We start from the raw sequence: 14,639 nt of genomic DNA on the forward strand, positions 1-14,639 counted from the left end.
CAGAACCTGTCTTATTGTGCTCTCGCGAGCGAGAACACAATGGGACAGGTTCCAGATAACTCAACGTATTAGATAGATAAGGAATACCCCCATGTCAGAACGTTTCCCAAATGACGTGGATCCGATCGAAACTCGCGACTGGCTACAGGCGATCGAATCGGTCATCCGTGAAGAAGGTGTTGAGCGTGCTCAGTATCTGATCGACCAACTGCTTTCAGAAGCCCGCAAAGGCGGCGTGAAAGTAGCGGCAGGTGCAGGGGCCAGCAATTATGTAAACACTATTGCCGTTGAAGATGAACCGGAATACCCGGGCAATCTGGAGCTGGAACGTCGTATTCGTTCTGCTATCCGCTGGAACGCCATCATGACCGTACTGCGTGCGTCTAAAAAGGATCTTGAACTGGGTGGCCATATGGCATCCTTCCAGTCCTCCGCAACGGTATATGATGTTTGCTTCAACCACTTCTTCCGTGCACGCAACGAGCAGGACGGTGGCGATCTGGTGTACTTCCAGGGTCACATCTCCCCGGGCATCTACGCGCGCGCATTCCTGGAAGGTCGTCTGACTGAAGAGCAGATGAACAACTTCCGTCAGGAAGTACATGGCAAAGGCCTGTCTTCCTACCCGCACCCGAAACTGATGCCGGAATTCTGGCAGTTCCCGACCGTATCTATGGGTCTGGGTCCAATCGGTGCTATCTACCAGGCTAAATTCCTGAAATATCTGGAACACCGTGGCCTGAAAGATACCTCTAAACAAACCGTTTACGCTTTCCTGGGCGACGGCGAGATGGATGAGCCAGAATCTAAGGGTGCTATCACCATCGCGACCCGTGAAAAACTGGACAACCTGGTCTTCGTTATCAACTGTAACCTGCAGCGTCTTGATGGCCCAGTCACCGGTAATGGCAAGATTGTCAACGAACTGGAAGGCATCTTCGCTGGCGCTGGCTGGAACGTGATTAAAGTCATGTGGGGCGGTCGTTGGGATGAGCTGCTGCGTAAAGATACCAGCGGTAAGCTGATCCAGCTGATGAACGAAACCGTTGACGGCGACTACCAGACCTTCAAATCCAAAGACGGCGCTTACGTACGTGAGCACTTCTTCGGTAAATATCCGGAAACCGCAGCACTGGTTGCTGACTGGACTGACGAGCAGATTTGGGCGCTGAACCGTGGTGGTCACGATCCGAAGAAAGTCTACGCTGCACTGAAAAAAGCGCAGGAAACCAAAGGCAAAGCAACTGTAATCCTGGCCCATACCATCAAAGGTTACGGCATGGGTGACACCGCCGAAGGTAAGAACATCGCTCACCAGGTTAAGAAAATGAACATGGACGGCGTGCGTTATATCCGCGACCGTTTCAATGTGCCAGTAACCGATGAGCAGGTTGAAAACCTGTCTTACATTACCTTCCCGGAAGGTTCTGAAGAGCACACCTATCTGCACGCTCAGCGTCAGAAACTGCACGGTTACCTGCCGAGCCGCCAGCCGAACTTCACTGAGAAGCTGGAACTGCCAGCGCTGGAAGACTTCGGTGCGCTGCTGGAAGAGCAGAACAAAGAAATCTCTACCACTATCGCTTTCGTTCGTGCCCTGAACGTGATGCTGAAGAACAAATCGATCAAAGATCGTCTGGTTCCAATCATTGCCGACGAAGCGCGTACTTTCGGTATGGAAGGTCTGTTCCGTCAGATCGGTATCTACAGCCCGAACGGCCAGCAGTACACCCCGCAGGACCGTGAGCAGGTTGCTTACTATAAAGAAGACGAAAAAGGTCAGATCCTGCAGGAAGGTATCAACGAACTGGGTGCAGGCGCGTCCTGGCTGGCTGCTGCAACATCTTACAGCACCAACGATCTGCCGATGATCCCGTTCTACATCTACTACTCCATGTTCGGGTTCCAGCGTATCGGCGACCTGTGCTGGCAGGCAGGCGACCAGCAGGCTCGCGGCTTCCTGATTGGTGGTACTTCCGGTCGTACGACGCTGAACGGCGAAGGTCTGCAGCACGAAGATGGTCATAGCCATATTCAGTCTCTGACTATCCCGAACTGTATCTCTTACGATCCGTCTTACGCGTACGAAGTTGCGGTCATCATGCATGATGGTCTGGAGCGTATGTACGGTGAGAAACAAGAGAACGTTTACTACTACATCACCACGCTGAACGAAAACTACCACATGCCGGCAATGCCAGCAGGTGCCGAGGAAGGTATCCGTAAAGGTATCTACAAACTCGAAACCCTTGAAGGTAAGAAAGGTAAAGTTCAGCTGCTGGGCTCCGGTTCTATCCTGCGTCACGTCCGTGAAGCAGCACAGATCCTGGCGAACGACTACGGTGTAGGTTCTGACGTATACAGCGTAACGTCCTTCACTGAACTGGCGCGTGATGGCCAGGATTGTGAGCGTTGGAACATGCTGCACCCGATGGAAACTCCGCGCGTTCCGTACATCGCTCAGGTGATGAACGACGCTCCGGCAGTTGCATCTACTGACTATATGAAACTGTTTGCCGAACAGGTTCGTACTTATGTACCGGCTGATGATTATCGCGTACTGGGTACTGACGGTTTCGGTCGCTCTGACAGCCGTGAAAACCTGCGTCACCACTTCGAAGTTGATGCTTCCTACGTGGTTGTAGCGGCCCTGGGCGAACTGGCTAAACGTGGCGAAATCGATAAGAAAGTGGTTGCTGACGCAATCATCAAATTCAACATCGATGCAGATAAAGTTAACCCGCGTCTGGCGTAAGAGGTAAAAGAATAATGGCTATCGAAATCAATGTACCGGACATCGGGGCTGATGAAGTTGAAATCACCGAGATCCTGGTCAAAGTGGGCGACAAAGTTGAAGCTGAACAGTCGCTGATCACCGTAGAAGGCGACAAAGCCTCTATGGAAGTTCCGTCTCCTCAGGCTGGTATCGTTAAAGAGATCAAAGTCTCTGTTGGCGACAAAACTGAGACCGGCAAACTGATCATGATTTTCGATTCCGCCGACGGTGCAGCAACTGCTGCACCTGCTCCGGCAGAAGAGAAGAAAGCAGCCGCTCCGGCCGCTGCACCAGCTGCTGCAGCTGCGGCAAAAGACGTACACGTACCAGACATCGGCGGTGACGAAGTTGAAGTTACCGAGATCATGGTTAAAGTGGGCGATACCGTTGCGGCTGAACAGTCTCTGATCACCGTAGAAGGCGACAAAGCGTCTATGGAAGTTCCGGCGCCGTTCGCAGGAACGGTTAAAGAGATCAAAATCAACACCGGCGACAAAGTGTCTACCGGCTCCCTGATTATGGTCTTTGAAGTCGCAGGCGCAGCACCTGCTGCTGCACCGGCTCAGGCTGCGGCTCCTGCTGCAGCGGCAGCTCCGGCGGCAACGGGTTCTAAAGAAGTTAACGTACCGGATATCGGCGGTGACGAAGTTGAAGTGACCGAAGTGATGGTCAAAGTGGGCGATAAAATTGCCGCAGAGCAGTCACTGATCACCGTAGAAGGCGACAAAGCGTCTATGGAAGTGCCGGCACCGTTCGCGGGTACCGTAAAAGAAATCAAAATCAGCACCGGCGACAAAGTGAAAACCGGTTCTCTGATTATGGTCTTCGAAGTTGAAGGCGCAGCACCTGCTGCTGCACCGGCACAAGCTGCGGCACCGGCTCCGGCCGCTGCACCTGCACAAGCTGCTCCTGCTCCGGCTGCAAAAGCGGAAAGCAAATCTGACTTCGCAGAAAACGATGCTTACGTCCACGCAACTCCGCTGATCCGTCGCCTGGCGCGCGAATTTGGCGTGAATCTGGCGAAAGTGAAAGGTTCAGGTCGTAAAGGCCGTATCCTGCGTGAAGACGTTCAGGCATACGTGAAAGACGCGGTTAAACGTGCTGAAGCTGCTCCGGCAGCCGCTGCTGGCGGCGGTATCCCGGGCATGCTGCCTTGGCCAAAAGTTGATTTCAGCAAGTTTGGTGAAATCGAAGAAGTGGAACTGGGCCGTATCCAGAAAATCTCTGGTGCTAACCTGAGCCGTAACTGGGTGATGATCCCGCACGTTACCCACTTCGATAAGACCGATATCACCGATCTGGAAGCGTTCCGTAAACAACAGAACGCCGAAGCGGAGAAACGTAAACTGGACGTGAAATTCACCCCAGTGGTCTTCATCATGAAAGCCGTTGCTGCCGCTCTGGAACAGATGCCGCGCTTCAACAGCTCTCTGTCTGAAGACGGTCAGCGTCTGACCCTGAAGAAATACATCAACATCGGTGTTGCGGTAGATACCCCGAATGGTCTGGTTGTTCCGGTCTTCAAAGACGTGAACAAGAAGAGCATTACCGAGCTGTCTCGTGAACTGACCGTGATCTCCAAGAAAGCACGTGATGGCAAGCTGACCGCTGGCGAAATGCAGGGCGGTTGCTTCACCATCTCCAGCATCGGTGGCCTGGGTACTACCCACTTCGCACCGATTGTTAACGCGCCGGAAGTGGCTATCCTCGGTGTCTCCAAGTCCTCTATGGAGCCAGTGTGGAACGGTAAAGAGTTTATGCCGCGTCTGATGATGCCGATTTCGCTCTCCTTCGACCACCGTGTAATCGACGGTGCAGATGGTGCGCGCTTTATCACCATCATCAACAACATGCTGTCTGACATTCGCCGCCTGGTGATGTAAGCGAAAAAGCCGGCCCGACGGCCGGCTTTTTTCTGGTAATCTCATGAAGTCAGTGAGGTTATTGTGCGAAAGACAAATCGGTTGCCGTTTGTTGTTTCAAAATTGTTAACAATTTTGTAAAATACGGGCGGATAGAACGACCCGGTGGACGACGGGTATAAATTAAGAGGTCATGATGAGCACTGAAATCAAAACTCAGGTCGTGGTACTTGGGGCAGGCCCGGCAGGTTACTCTGCTGCCTTCCGTTGCGCAGATTTAGGTCTGGAGACCGTCATCGTAGAACGTTACAGCACCCTTGGTGGTGTTTGTCTGAACGTCGGCTGTATCCCTTCTAAAGCGCTGCTGCACGTAGCAAAAGTTATCGAAGAAGCCAAAGCACTGGCTGAACACGGTATTGTTTTTGGCGAGCCGAAAACTGATATCGACAAGATTCGTACCTGGAAAGAAAAAGTTATCACTCAACTGACCGGCGGTCTGGCTGGTATGGCCAAAGGCCGTAAAGTGAAAGTGGTTAACGGTCTGGGTAAATTTACCGGGGCGAACACCCTGGAAGTTGAAGGCGAAAACGGCAAAACCGTCATCAACTTCGACAACGCGATCATCGCGGCGGGTTCCCGTCCGATCGAACTGCCATTCATTCCGCATGAAGATCCGCGCGTGTGGGATTCCACCGATGCACTGGAACTGAAAACTGTTCCTAAGCGCCTGCTGGTAATGGGCGGCGGTATCATCGGTCTGGAAATGGGTACCGTGTACCATGCGCTGGGTTCAGAGATTGACGTGGTTGAAATGTTTGACCAGGTTATCCCGGCTGCCGATAAAGACGTGGTTAAAGTCTTCACCAAACGCATCAGCAAGAAATTCAACCTGATGCTGGAAACCAAAGTGACCGCCGTTGAAGCGAAAGAAGACGGTATCTACGTTTCCATGGAAGGCAAAAAAGCGCCTGCTGAAGCACAGCGTTATGATGCCGTACTGGTGGCTATCGGTCGTGTACCGAACGGCAAAAACCTCGATGCGGGCAAAGCTGGCGTGGAAGTTGATGACCGTGGCTTCATCCGCGTTGACAAACAGCTGCGCACCAACGTCCCGCACATCTTTGCTATCGGCGATATCGTCGGTCAGCCGATGCTGGCGCACAAAGGTGTTCACGAAGGTCACGTTGCCGCTGAAGTTATCGCCGGGAAGAAACACTACTTCGACCCGAAAGTTATCCCATCCATCGCGTACACTGAACCAGAAGTTGCATGGGTTGGCCTGACTGAGAAAGAAGCGAAAGAAAAAGGCATCAGCTACGAAACCGCCACCTTCCCGTGGGCTGCTTCTGGCCGTGCTATCGCTTCCGACTGCGCAGACGGTATGACCAAACTGATTTTCGACAAAGAATCTCACCGTGTGATCGGTGGTGCGATTGTCGGTACCAACGGCGGCGAGCTGCTGGGCGAAATCGGTCTGGCGATCGAAATGGGTTGCGACGCTGAAGATATCGCACTGACCATCCACGCACACCCGACTCTGCATGAGTCTGTGGGCCTGGCGGCAGAAGTGTTCGAAGGCAGCATCACCGACCTGCCAAACCCGAAAGCGAAGAAAAAGTAATCTTCTCGTTTTTGTGAAAACGCCTCTTCGGAGGCGTTTTTTTTTGCCTAAAGCTACCCGTTATTTCAGGCAACATGCCGGGTGGCGCTAGCGCTATCCCGGCCTACGGCTTAACCTCGCTTTACGGTGCTACGGGCTGCCAGTTTTTATCCGGATGGAATGTGGTTAACGCCTGTGCTTTTTGCTGAGAATCAACGCCGAGATTGGCCTGATAGACTTTATCATCGCCGCTAATCATAAAGCTCATCACCCCTGTGTGACCGTAGCTAATGGGCCATGCAATCATGGCAAAACCACTGGCGTTGTCCGGCAGTATGCGGAAACGATAACCGTGATAACCCGTGCCGGGCTCTTGTGGGCTGAAGGCGGGTCCCAGAGGGCTTGGCGCTTCGCCTGATGCGGCGGGCCAGTAAAGCCCATCTTTTTTACCTTCGCTACTGACAATTTTTTGCGCATACGATTTGTTCAGCGCGTAATAGCTTTGCTGCGCGTCAACGTAGGCGTGCAGTGCTTCGATGGCTGAAAGCTCGTTGCGACCGATCGTTCGAGTGAGGATCTCCTCCTGGGCTTCGGTCATATCGAACGCCCAACCTTTGCTGGTTTTCACCATCGGTATGGGTAACTGCCAGTCATCTTGCCCTACGTTGAGATGCGCCATGTTGTCCTGCAGCACAATGTGATGGCTCACCTTCCAGTCGCGATTAAAGCGTGCCACCGCTTCCGGATCGGCCCCTTCTGGTGGTAAAAAATGTCGCCAGTTTTCACCCAGTAGCGCCGTGAGCTGCTTTTCATTTTGCTGCGCCACCGCAGCGGCAAATGCACTGGCCGCTTCTTCGGGGGAGGTGAACGCCTGTTGCGCATAGCTCACCAGCGGCAAGGAGAGCAACAGGGCGCTTAACATAATTTTTTTCATCATCGGCTCCGGTTAACGACGGCGAAATTCGTGGTGCTCAGAAAAATTCTCGCGTGCCGCAGCGCGCTGCCCGCTGTTGAGGTTGCTCGCGCGACGGCTTTCCTGTCCACGCAGTTGCTGGGACTGCCACGACGGTGAGCGACTGTCATTCCCGCTGAAGACGTTTGAATGTGTATTCTGACGGGAGGCCAGACGTTGTTGCGAGTTGGATGATTCAACGCGTTGGCGAGCGGTTTCCCTTTGCTGCTGTGAAACCGGATGTTGCTGAGCTTTTGATTTCAGTTCAGAGCGGTGCTGCTGTTGCGTAGTGGATTTATTCAGCGTCTTCTGTGCTGCTTCACGACGGCTGTTGTTTTGTGTTTCGTCATAGCCACGATAGTTATTGCGCTGGGCAATTTGATTTAGCTGTGAAGAGGCGGCTTTACGTTGAGCATCCCGCGATGTCTGACCCGACAAGTTTGCCGGAGAGGTCTGGCTACGCTGTTGGAACTGCGTCATTGCGGCCTGACGCTGGCTGTCTCGTGTGGCAGCGGTGGTCGGTGTATGTTGAGTGGCGCTTAAACCCCCGCTAACGTTGGTCTGATGAAAACGTTGTGCGACCGCGTCGTTCTGGTAAGGCACGCCGTTACGGTACGCAGGGTTGTGCTGCCAGGCAATGTTTTGCCCTTTCAGGTTTTGTCCGGAGATATGGTTGAAATTGTTAACATCAATATTGATGTTATCTCCGTTGTGCTGGTAGCCATTACCGCCGTGAGGGCCGTCATGGTCATGGTAGTCATCATCATGGTGATGGTCGTCGTCATCCCAGTCGATGTTACTGAACAGCGCATAGGTCGTCGCAACGCCCAGGCTATAGCCGAAACCTTTGACGAAGCTATCGGCAAATTGCTCTCCCGGAGGGGGCGGCAGATAGACGGGCGGGTAGGCAGTATTAGGCCAGCTGCCGTAAACAACGGTTGGATTGTAGTTCGGCACATATACCACCTGTGGATCGGTCGGCTCAATTTTGATAACCGTCGAGGTGGGGGCGCTACTGGTCACTTTCGTCGTTGATGATGATGGCGTCTGAACCACGGTTGTTTTCTGGGTGTTCGTGACCGTTTGCTGTGGTGTGGATTTTAGCGAACCTGTTTGCTGAGCCAGCAAACGCAGGCGTTGTACGGCATCCATCACGTCCTGTGGCTGTGCCAGAAACGCATTTCCCAGGTTTTGTACCCAGTCAGGGTTTTCGCCCATCAGAGCCATCAGTTGCGGAAATGCCACCAGCGACTTCACGCTGGGGTCCCATGACTGGCCGGACACTGCCTGAATGGCGGCATCACCTTGCAGTGTCGGATTATCACGAGACCACTGAACCGCCTGTACCACGTTCGATGGATACGTTGAGGCCATCAACACCTGAGAAAGTAACGGGTCAGGGTAGAGCGCAACAGGGGCGACCCACTGATCGAGTTGAGCAGTGGTATACGTTGTTGCCGCAACCGGGGCGACTGCGGGAGCCGCAGCAACGGGCGGTTGAGGCGCTACTGCCGGGGCTGGCTGCGAGGGGGCTTCTGGTGTGCGGCTGTTTACAAACAGCACGCCCGCACCGACAAATAACCCTGCACTGCACGCCAGAGCAATGATATGGGGCTTAAAGGGCAACGTCATTTTATCTCTCCCGACTCAGTAAGAATCGTCATAGTCATTATGCCTGCCGCTAGTGGGTGCAGTGTTCCGTGAGTATAAAGAGACAATAGTTTAATTTTTGACGAATCTTGGGATCGTTAACGCAAGTTTATTATCAGGGAGCTAAATAATGTGACTAAACATTGCTGGCGAAAATTATCATTCCACTTCTGCCATTGCGAAGAGCATTAGACCATCCTTAACGATTCAGCCAATTTTTTATGTTGCTTTTTTGTAAACAGATTAACACCCAACGAAAATCCTGTTATTGTGCCTTTTGCGGTACCGGGCATTTACCCTACTAACTGCTGTCTCACAGGAGCGTGAAGAGAATCGCCCATATACAAAAGCGCCGCATTATGACAATGAGAGCGAGGAGATATCGTCGTGCTAGAAGAATACCGTAAGCACGTAGCTGAGCGTGCCGCCCAGGGGATTGTGCCGAAACCCTTAGACGCAACCCAAATGGCTGCACTTGTCGAGCTGCTGAAGACCCCGCCTGTGGGCGAAGAAGAATTCCTGTTAGACCTGTTGATTAACCGCGTTCCCCCTGGTGTAGATGAAGCCGCTTACGTTAAAGCCGGTTTTCTCGCCGCTGTCGCTAAAGGTGACACTACCTCTCCGCTGATCACGCCAGAAAAAGCCATCGAACTGCTGGGTACCATGCAGGGCGGTTATAACATTCATCCGCTGATTGATGCGCTGGACGATGCCAAACTGGCGCCGATTGCCGCCAAAGCGCTCTCTTCAACGCTGCTGATGTTTGATAACTTCTACGATGTAGAAGAAAAAGCCAAAGCTGGCAACGAATATGCTAAGCAAGTGATGCAGTCCTGGGCTGATGCCGAATGGTTCCTGAACCGTCCTGCTCTGGCTGAAAAAATCACCGTTACCGTCTTCAAGGTGACGGGTGAAACCAACACCGATGACCTGTCTCCGGCCCCGGACGCGTGGTCTCGCCCTGATATTCCGCTGCACGCCCTGGCGATGCTGAAAAACGCCCGTGAAGGTATCGAGCCGGATCAGCCGGGTGTCGTTGGCCCGATCAAACAGATCGAAGCATTACAGAAAAAAGGTTACCCGCTGGCCTATGTGGGTGACGTTGTCGGTACCGGTTCTTCGCGTAAATCTGCGACCAACTCCGTGCTGTGGTTTATGGGTGATGATATCCCTCATGTACCGAACAAGCGTGGCGGTGGTTTGTGTCTGGGCGGAAAAATTGCACCGATCTTCTTCAACACCATGGAAGATGCGGGCGCGCTGCCGATTGAAGTGGACGTAAGCAACCTGAACATGGGCGACGTAATTGACGTTTACCCGTTCAAGGGCGAAGTGCGTAACCACGAAACCAACGAACTGCTGGCTACCTTCGAACTGAAAACCGATGTGCTGGTTGACGAAGTGCGCGCCGGTGGCCGTATTCCGCTGATCATCGGCCGTGGCCTGACCACCAAAGCGCGTGAAGCGCTGGGTCTGCCGCACAGTGATGTATTCCGTCAGGCGAAAGATGTAGCGGAAAGCAGCCGTGGTTTCTCTCTGGCTCAGAAAATGGTTGGCCGCGCATGTGGCGTAACCGGCGTCCGTCCGGGTGCCTACTGTGAACCGAAGATGACTTCCGTCGGCTCTCAGGATACCACTGGCCCAATGACCCGCGACGAACTGAAAGACCTGGCGTGCCTGGGCTTCTCTTCTGACCTGGTGATGCAGTCGTTCTGTCATACCGCTGCGTATCCGAAACCGGTTGACGTGACCACCCACCATACTCTGCCTGACTTCATCATGAACCGTGGCGGCGTGTCGCTGCGTCCGGGCGATGGCGTAATCCACTCCTGGCTGAACCGTATGCTGCTGCCGGATACCGTAGGTACCGGTGGTGACTCCCATACCCGTTTCCCAATCGGTATCTCTTTCCCGGCGGGTTCTGGTCTGGTGGCGTTCGCGGCTGCGACTGGCGTGATGCCGCTGGATATGCCGGAATCTGTTCTGGTGCGTTTCAAAGGCAAAATGCAGCCGGGTATCACCCTGCGTGACCTGGTTCATGCCATCCCGCTGTACGCGATCAAACAAGGTCTGCTGACCGTTGAGAAGAAAGGTAAGAAAAATATCTTCTCTGGCCGCATTCTGGAAATTGAAGGTCTGCCGGATCTGAAAGTTGAGCAGGCATTCGAACTGACCGATGCCTCCGCTGAGCGTTCCGCTGCCGGTTGTACCATCAAGCTGAACAAAGAGCCGATCGTTGAGTACCTCAGCTCCAACATCGTTCTGCTTAAATGGATGATCGCGGAAGGCTACGGCGATCGCCGTACGCTGGAACGTCGTGTACAGGGCATGGAAAAATGGCTGGCGGATCCGCAGCTGCTGGAAGCCGATGCTGACGCCGAATACGCGGCAGTGATCGACATCGATCTGGCGGATATCAAAGAGCCGATCCTGTGTGCACCGAACGATCCGGACGACGCGCGTCTGCTGTCTGACGTGCAGGGCGAGAAGATTGACGAAGTGTTCATCGGTTCCTGCATGACAAACATTGGTCACTTCCGTGCCGCGGGTAAACTGCTGGATGCGCATAAAGGCCAGTTGCCAACGCGTCTGTGGGTTGCTCCACCAACGCGTATGGATGCGGCACAGCTTACCGAGGAAGGCTATTACAGCGTCTTTGGTAAGAGCGGGGCGCGTATCGAGATTCCTGGCTGTTCACTGTGCATGGGTAACCAGGCGCGTGTGGCAGACGGTGCGACAGTCGTTTCTACCTCAACCCGTAACTTCCCGAACCGTTTAGGTACGGGGGCGAACGTCTACCTGGCTTCTGCAGAGCTGGCGGCGGTTGCTGCGCTGATCGGTAAACTGCCGACAGCGGAAGAGTATCAGACCTATGTGGCGCAGGTAGATAAAACGGCCGTGGATACTTACCGGTATCTGAACTTTGACCAGCTCTCTCAGTACACCGAGAAAGCAGATAGCGTGATTTTCCAGACTGCGGTTTAATTCGCGACCACATTTAGCGTAAAAACGCATCAATGCCCGAAGAAGCTGACTTCTCCGGGCATTTTTATTTCTATTCCTTATACCCGCTACACTTTTTTTCTGCCGCGCTGCTGCGATAATTACAGCAAGGTGCAATGCGGTATTGGCGCATTGCCGGGAGCAGAGGAAGACATTATGGATTACGAATTTCTGCGCGATGTTACCGGGCGGGTTTTAGTGCGTATGTCCATGGGCCATGAAGTCGTGGGGCACTGGTTTAATGAAGAAGTGAAAGAGAACATGGCCTTGCTTGATGAAGTGGAACAGGCAGCGCGTGCGGTAAAAGGCAGTGAACGTTCCTGGCAGCGAGCAGGGCATGAATACACGCTCTGGCTGGATGGCGAAGAGGTTATGGTTCGCGCCAATCAACTGGAGTTCACGGGCGATGAAATGGAAGAAGGAATGAATTACTACGACGAAGAGAGTTTATCTTTGTGCGGCGTTGAAGATTTCTTGCAGGTGGTTGCCGCGTATCGTGAATTTGTGCAACAGCGTTAATTCGCTCTCGCCTCTGCCGGGGGCGCTGTGCTACCCGGCCTGGCACAACGATGTCATTCCTGGTTCGTAGGCCCGATAAGCGTAGCGCCATCGGGCAAGGTGTCTTATTTGACGTAAGCCAACAGACTTAAGGAGTCGCGCGCCAGCGCTTTGCATTTTTTCGCGACCGGAATACCAATACCGCTCAAATCGCGATAGCTGTCTTCACCGAGTGCTTTCATATCGAAGGTATCGTAATTACTGAGGTCCCACTGGTTCTGTTGGGCAAAAAAGACCAGTGCGCGACGTATCTGCCCGTTGGGCAAATTCTGGTAGCCACAGTCATTTTTCAGAAAAACAAAAACCGCCGTTAAATCGGCCATATCTTCGGCTTCGGATTCACTAAGCGCGTAGCTATTTGCGCATACTGCCATCAGGCTGCCGAACAAAACTGTTCTGAAAAACGTCTTCATTGCTTCTACCACTGCATCACGGAAATTAAACGTTAGCATACTGAGAGCGAAGCGACGACCTTTATTATCAGCCGTTCACTTGACCTTCCCGTAAGGGGAGGGCTTATGCTTAAAAGATAGCCTGCTTAAGCTGCTGAATATAAGGAAATGAATATGCAACGTCGTGACTTTTTAAAGTACTCCGTGGCGCTGAGCGTCGCGTCAGCTTTACCTTTGTGGAGCCGCACCGTTTTTGCGGCTGACCGTCCTGCGTTACCCATTCCTGACCTGTTAACTGCGGATGCTTCTAATCGCATACAGCTGATTGTGAAAGCTGGGCAGTCGACGTTTGCGGGGAAAACCGCCACCACCTGGGGATATAACGGTAACGTGCTCGGACCCGCGGTAAAACTGAATAAAGGTCAGGCGGTGAGTGTGGATATCCATAATCAACTGGCCGAAGAGACGACGCTGCACTGGCATGGGCTGGAAATCCCCGGTGAAGTCGATGGCGGGCCGCAAGGCGTTATTCCGGCGGGTGGGAAGCGTTCAGTGACCTTTACCCCTGCGCAACGGGCAGCAACCTGTTGGTTCCATCCACATCAACACGGGAAAACCGGACGTCAGGTTGCGATGGGCCTGGCAGGACTGGTGCTGATTGAAGATGACGAGATCCGCAAACTACTGCTACCGAAGCAGTGGGGTATCGACGATGTGCCGGTGATTATTCAGGACAAACAGTTTTCCGCTGACGGACAAATTAATTACCAGTTGGATATGATGACCGCCGCCGTCGGTTGGTTTGGCGATACGCTGCTAACCAATGGGGCGATTTACCCACAACATGCCGCACCACGCGGCTGGTTGCGCCTGCGTCTGCTGAATGGCTGTAACGCACGCTCGCTTAATATCGCGGCCAGCGATAACCGTCCCCTGTATGTGATTGCCAGTGATGGTGGATTGTTAGCTGAGCCGGTAAAAGTGACCGAACTGCCGATGCTGATGGGTGAGCGTTTTGAAGTATTGGTGGATGTGAGCGACGGAAAAGCCTTTGATTTGGTCACTCTGCCGGTGAGCCAGATGGGGATGGCGATCGCGCCATTTGATAAACCACATCCGGTGATGCGTATTCAACCGCTGCTTATTACCGCTTCCGGGACGCTGCCGGATACGCTGACCACCCTGCCAGCGCTGCCTTCTCTGGATGGACTGACGGTGCGTAAACTGCAATTGTCGATGGACCCGATGCTCGACATGATGGGCATGCAGATGCTGATGCAAAAGTATGGCGATCAGGCGATGGCCGGGATGGATCACGGGCAAATGATGGGCCATATGAACAGCAGCAACATGAGTCACGGTAACATGAGCCACGGCAATATGAATCACGGCAATATGGACAGCATGAAACAGGGTGATATGAGCAATATGAAACATGGCGGGTCGTTTGATTTCCATAACGCCAATCGGATTAATGGCCTGCCCTTTGATATGAATAAACCGATGTTTGCTGCGGCGAAAGGCCAGCATGAACGCTGGGTCATTTCCGGTCAGGGTGACATGATGCTGCATCCGTTCCATATTCACGGCACGCAGTTCCGCATCCTCTCTGAGAATGGCAAAGCGCCGGCCACGCATCGCGCAGGCTGGAAGGACACCGTGCGTGTTGAAGGTGGCGTCAGTGAGGTGCTGGTGAAGTTTGACCACGACGCGCCGAAAGAACATGCCTATATGGCGCACTGCCATCTGCTGGAGCACGAAGACACCGGCATGATGCTCGGTTTTACGGTTTAAACAACGACGTCTCTTCGCTTACCCGGCCTACAGGATATTTCTTGTCGGCCGG

At 53.4% G+C, this 14,639-nt stretch carries 9 protein-coding genes; 6 read left to right on the forward strand and 3 right to left on the reverse strand.

What is annotated here, in order from left to right:
* Positions 1-91 precede the first annotated feature (91 nt).
* The 3 genes from aceE to lpdA all read left to right on the forward strand — a co-directional run bounded on the left by aceE (position 92) and on the right by lpdA (position 6,259).
* On the forward strand, positions 92-2,755 hold the full coding sequence (gene aceE / locus QMN38_RS13365; RefSeq protein ID WP_202039483.1) for a pyruvate dehydrogenase (acetyl-transferring), homodimeric type: 2,664 nt from the start codon (positions 92-94) through the stop codon (positions 2,753-2,755).
* Positions 2,756-2,769: 14 nt separating this feature from the next.
* Entirely contained in the window at positions 2,770-4,659 is a 1,890-nt protein-coding gene (gene aceF, locus QMN38_RS13370; RefSeq protein WP_271454463.1) for a pyruvate dehydrogenase complex dihydrolipoyllysine-residue acetyltransferase, read from the forward strand.
* Between the two features lie 175 nt (positions 4,660-4,834).
* On the forward strand, positions 4,835-6,259 hold the full coding sequence (gene lpdA, locus QMN38_RS13375) for a dihydrolipoyl dehydrogenase (RefSeq protein WP_003018686.1): 1,425 nt from the start codon (positions 4,835-4,837) through the stop codon (positions 6,257-6,259).
* A gap of 121 nt (positions 6,260-6,380) precedes the next feature.
* Here the strand turns inward: lpdA and QMN38_RS13380 are convergent, their stop codons facing one another.
* Both QMN38_RS13380 and QMN38_RS13385 read right to left on the reverse strand, forming a co-directional pair.
* Entirely contained in the window at positions 6,381-7,175 is a 795-nt protein-coding gene (locus QMN38_RS13380) for a DUF2950 family protein (protein ID WP_323605201.1), read from the reverse strand.
* Between the two features lie 9 nt (positions 7,176-7,184).
* Positions 7,185-8,822, reverse strand: a complete 1,638-nt coding sequence (locus QMN38_RS13385) for a DUF3300 domain-containing protein (RefSeq protein WP_271450002.1) — start codon at positions 8,820-8,822, stop codon at positions 7,185-7,187.
* A 405-nt stretch (positions 8,823-9,227) separates the two neighbouring features.
* Here QMN38_RS13385 and acnB point away from each other — a divergent pair, with 405 nt between their 5' ends.
* Together acnB and yacL are read left to right on the forward strand one after the other, a co-directional pair.
* Positions 9,228-11,825, forward strand: coding sequence for a bifunctional aconitate hydratase 2/2-methylisocitrate dehydratase (acnB, locus tag QMN38_RS13390; RefSeq protein WP_271440518.1), 2,598 nt, complete (start codon positions 9,228-9,230; stop codon positions 11,823-11,825).
* Positions 11,826-11,999: 174 nt separating this feature from the next.
* Complete coding sequence (yacL, locus tag QMN38_RS13395; protein WP_271440519.1) at positions 12,000-12,362, forward strand: protein YacL; 363 nt, start codon at positions 12,000-12,002, stop codon at positions 12,360-12,362.
* 104 nt (positions 12,363-12,466) lie between these two features.
* Here the strand turns inward: yacL and QMN38_RS13400 are convergent, their stop codons facing one another.
* On the reverse strand, positions 12,467-12,814 hold the full coding sequence (locus tag QMN38_RS13400) for a YacC family pilotin-like protein (RefSeq protein ID WP_001295568.1): 348 nt from the start codon (positions 12,812-12,814) through the stop codon (positions 12,467-12,469).
* A gap of 153 nt (positions 12,815-12,967) precedes the next feature.
* On the opposite strand from QMN38_RS13400, the gene cueO reads away from it, so the two are divergent.
* Positions 12,968-14,587, forward strand: a complete 1,620-nt coding sequence (gene cueO, locus QMN38_RS13405; RefSeq protein WP_323605202.1) for a multicopper oxidase CueO — start codon at positions 12,968-12,970, stop codon at positions 14,585-14,587.
* The last annotated feature ends 52 nt before the right edge of the window (positions 14,588-14,639 follow it).

Source organism: Citrobacter sp. R-1.5.2, from assembly GCF_035064245.1.
In the GTDB taxonomy this organism is placed as follows: domain Bacteria; phylum Pseudomonadota; class Gammaproteobacteria; order Enterobacterales; family Enterobacteriaceae; genus Citrobacter.

Excerpts from the sequence above, each read along its gene's own strand:
- cueO (WP_323605202.1), top strand. The coding sequence starts at position 12,968 with ATGCAACGTCGTGACTTTTTAAAGTACTCCGTGGCGCTGAGCGTCGCG.
- aceE (WP_202039483.1), top strand. The coding sequence starts at position 92 with ATGTCAGAACGTTTCCCAAATGACGTGGATCCGATCGAAACTCGCGAC.
- QMN38_RS13380 (WP_323605201.1), bottom strand. The coding sequence starts at position 7,175 with ATGATGAAAAAAATTATGTTAAGCGCCCTGTTGCTCTCCTTGCCGCTG.
- yacL (WP_271440519.1), top strand. The coding sequence starts at position 12,000 with ATGGATTACGAATTTCTGCGCGATGTTACCGGGCGGGTTTTAGTGCGT.
- QMN38_RS13385 (WP_271450002.1), bottom strand. The coding sequence starts at position 8,822 with ATGACGTTGCCCTTTAAGCCCCATATCATTGCTCTGGCGTGCAGTGCA.
- aceF (WP_271454463.1), top strand. The coding sequence starts at position 2,770 with ATGGCTATCGAAATCAATGTACCGGACATCGGGGCTGATGAAGTTGAA.
- lpdA (WP_003018686.1), top strand. The coding sequence starts at position 4,835 with ATGAGCACTGAAATCAAAACTCAGGTCGTGGTACTTGGGGCAGGCCCG.
- QMN38_RS13400 (WP_001295568.1), bottom strand. The coding sequence starts at position 12,814 with ATGAAGACGTTTTTCAGAACAGTTTTGTTCGGCAGCCTGATGGCAGTA.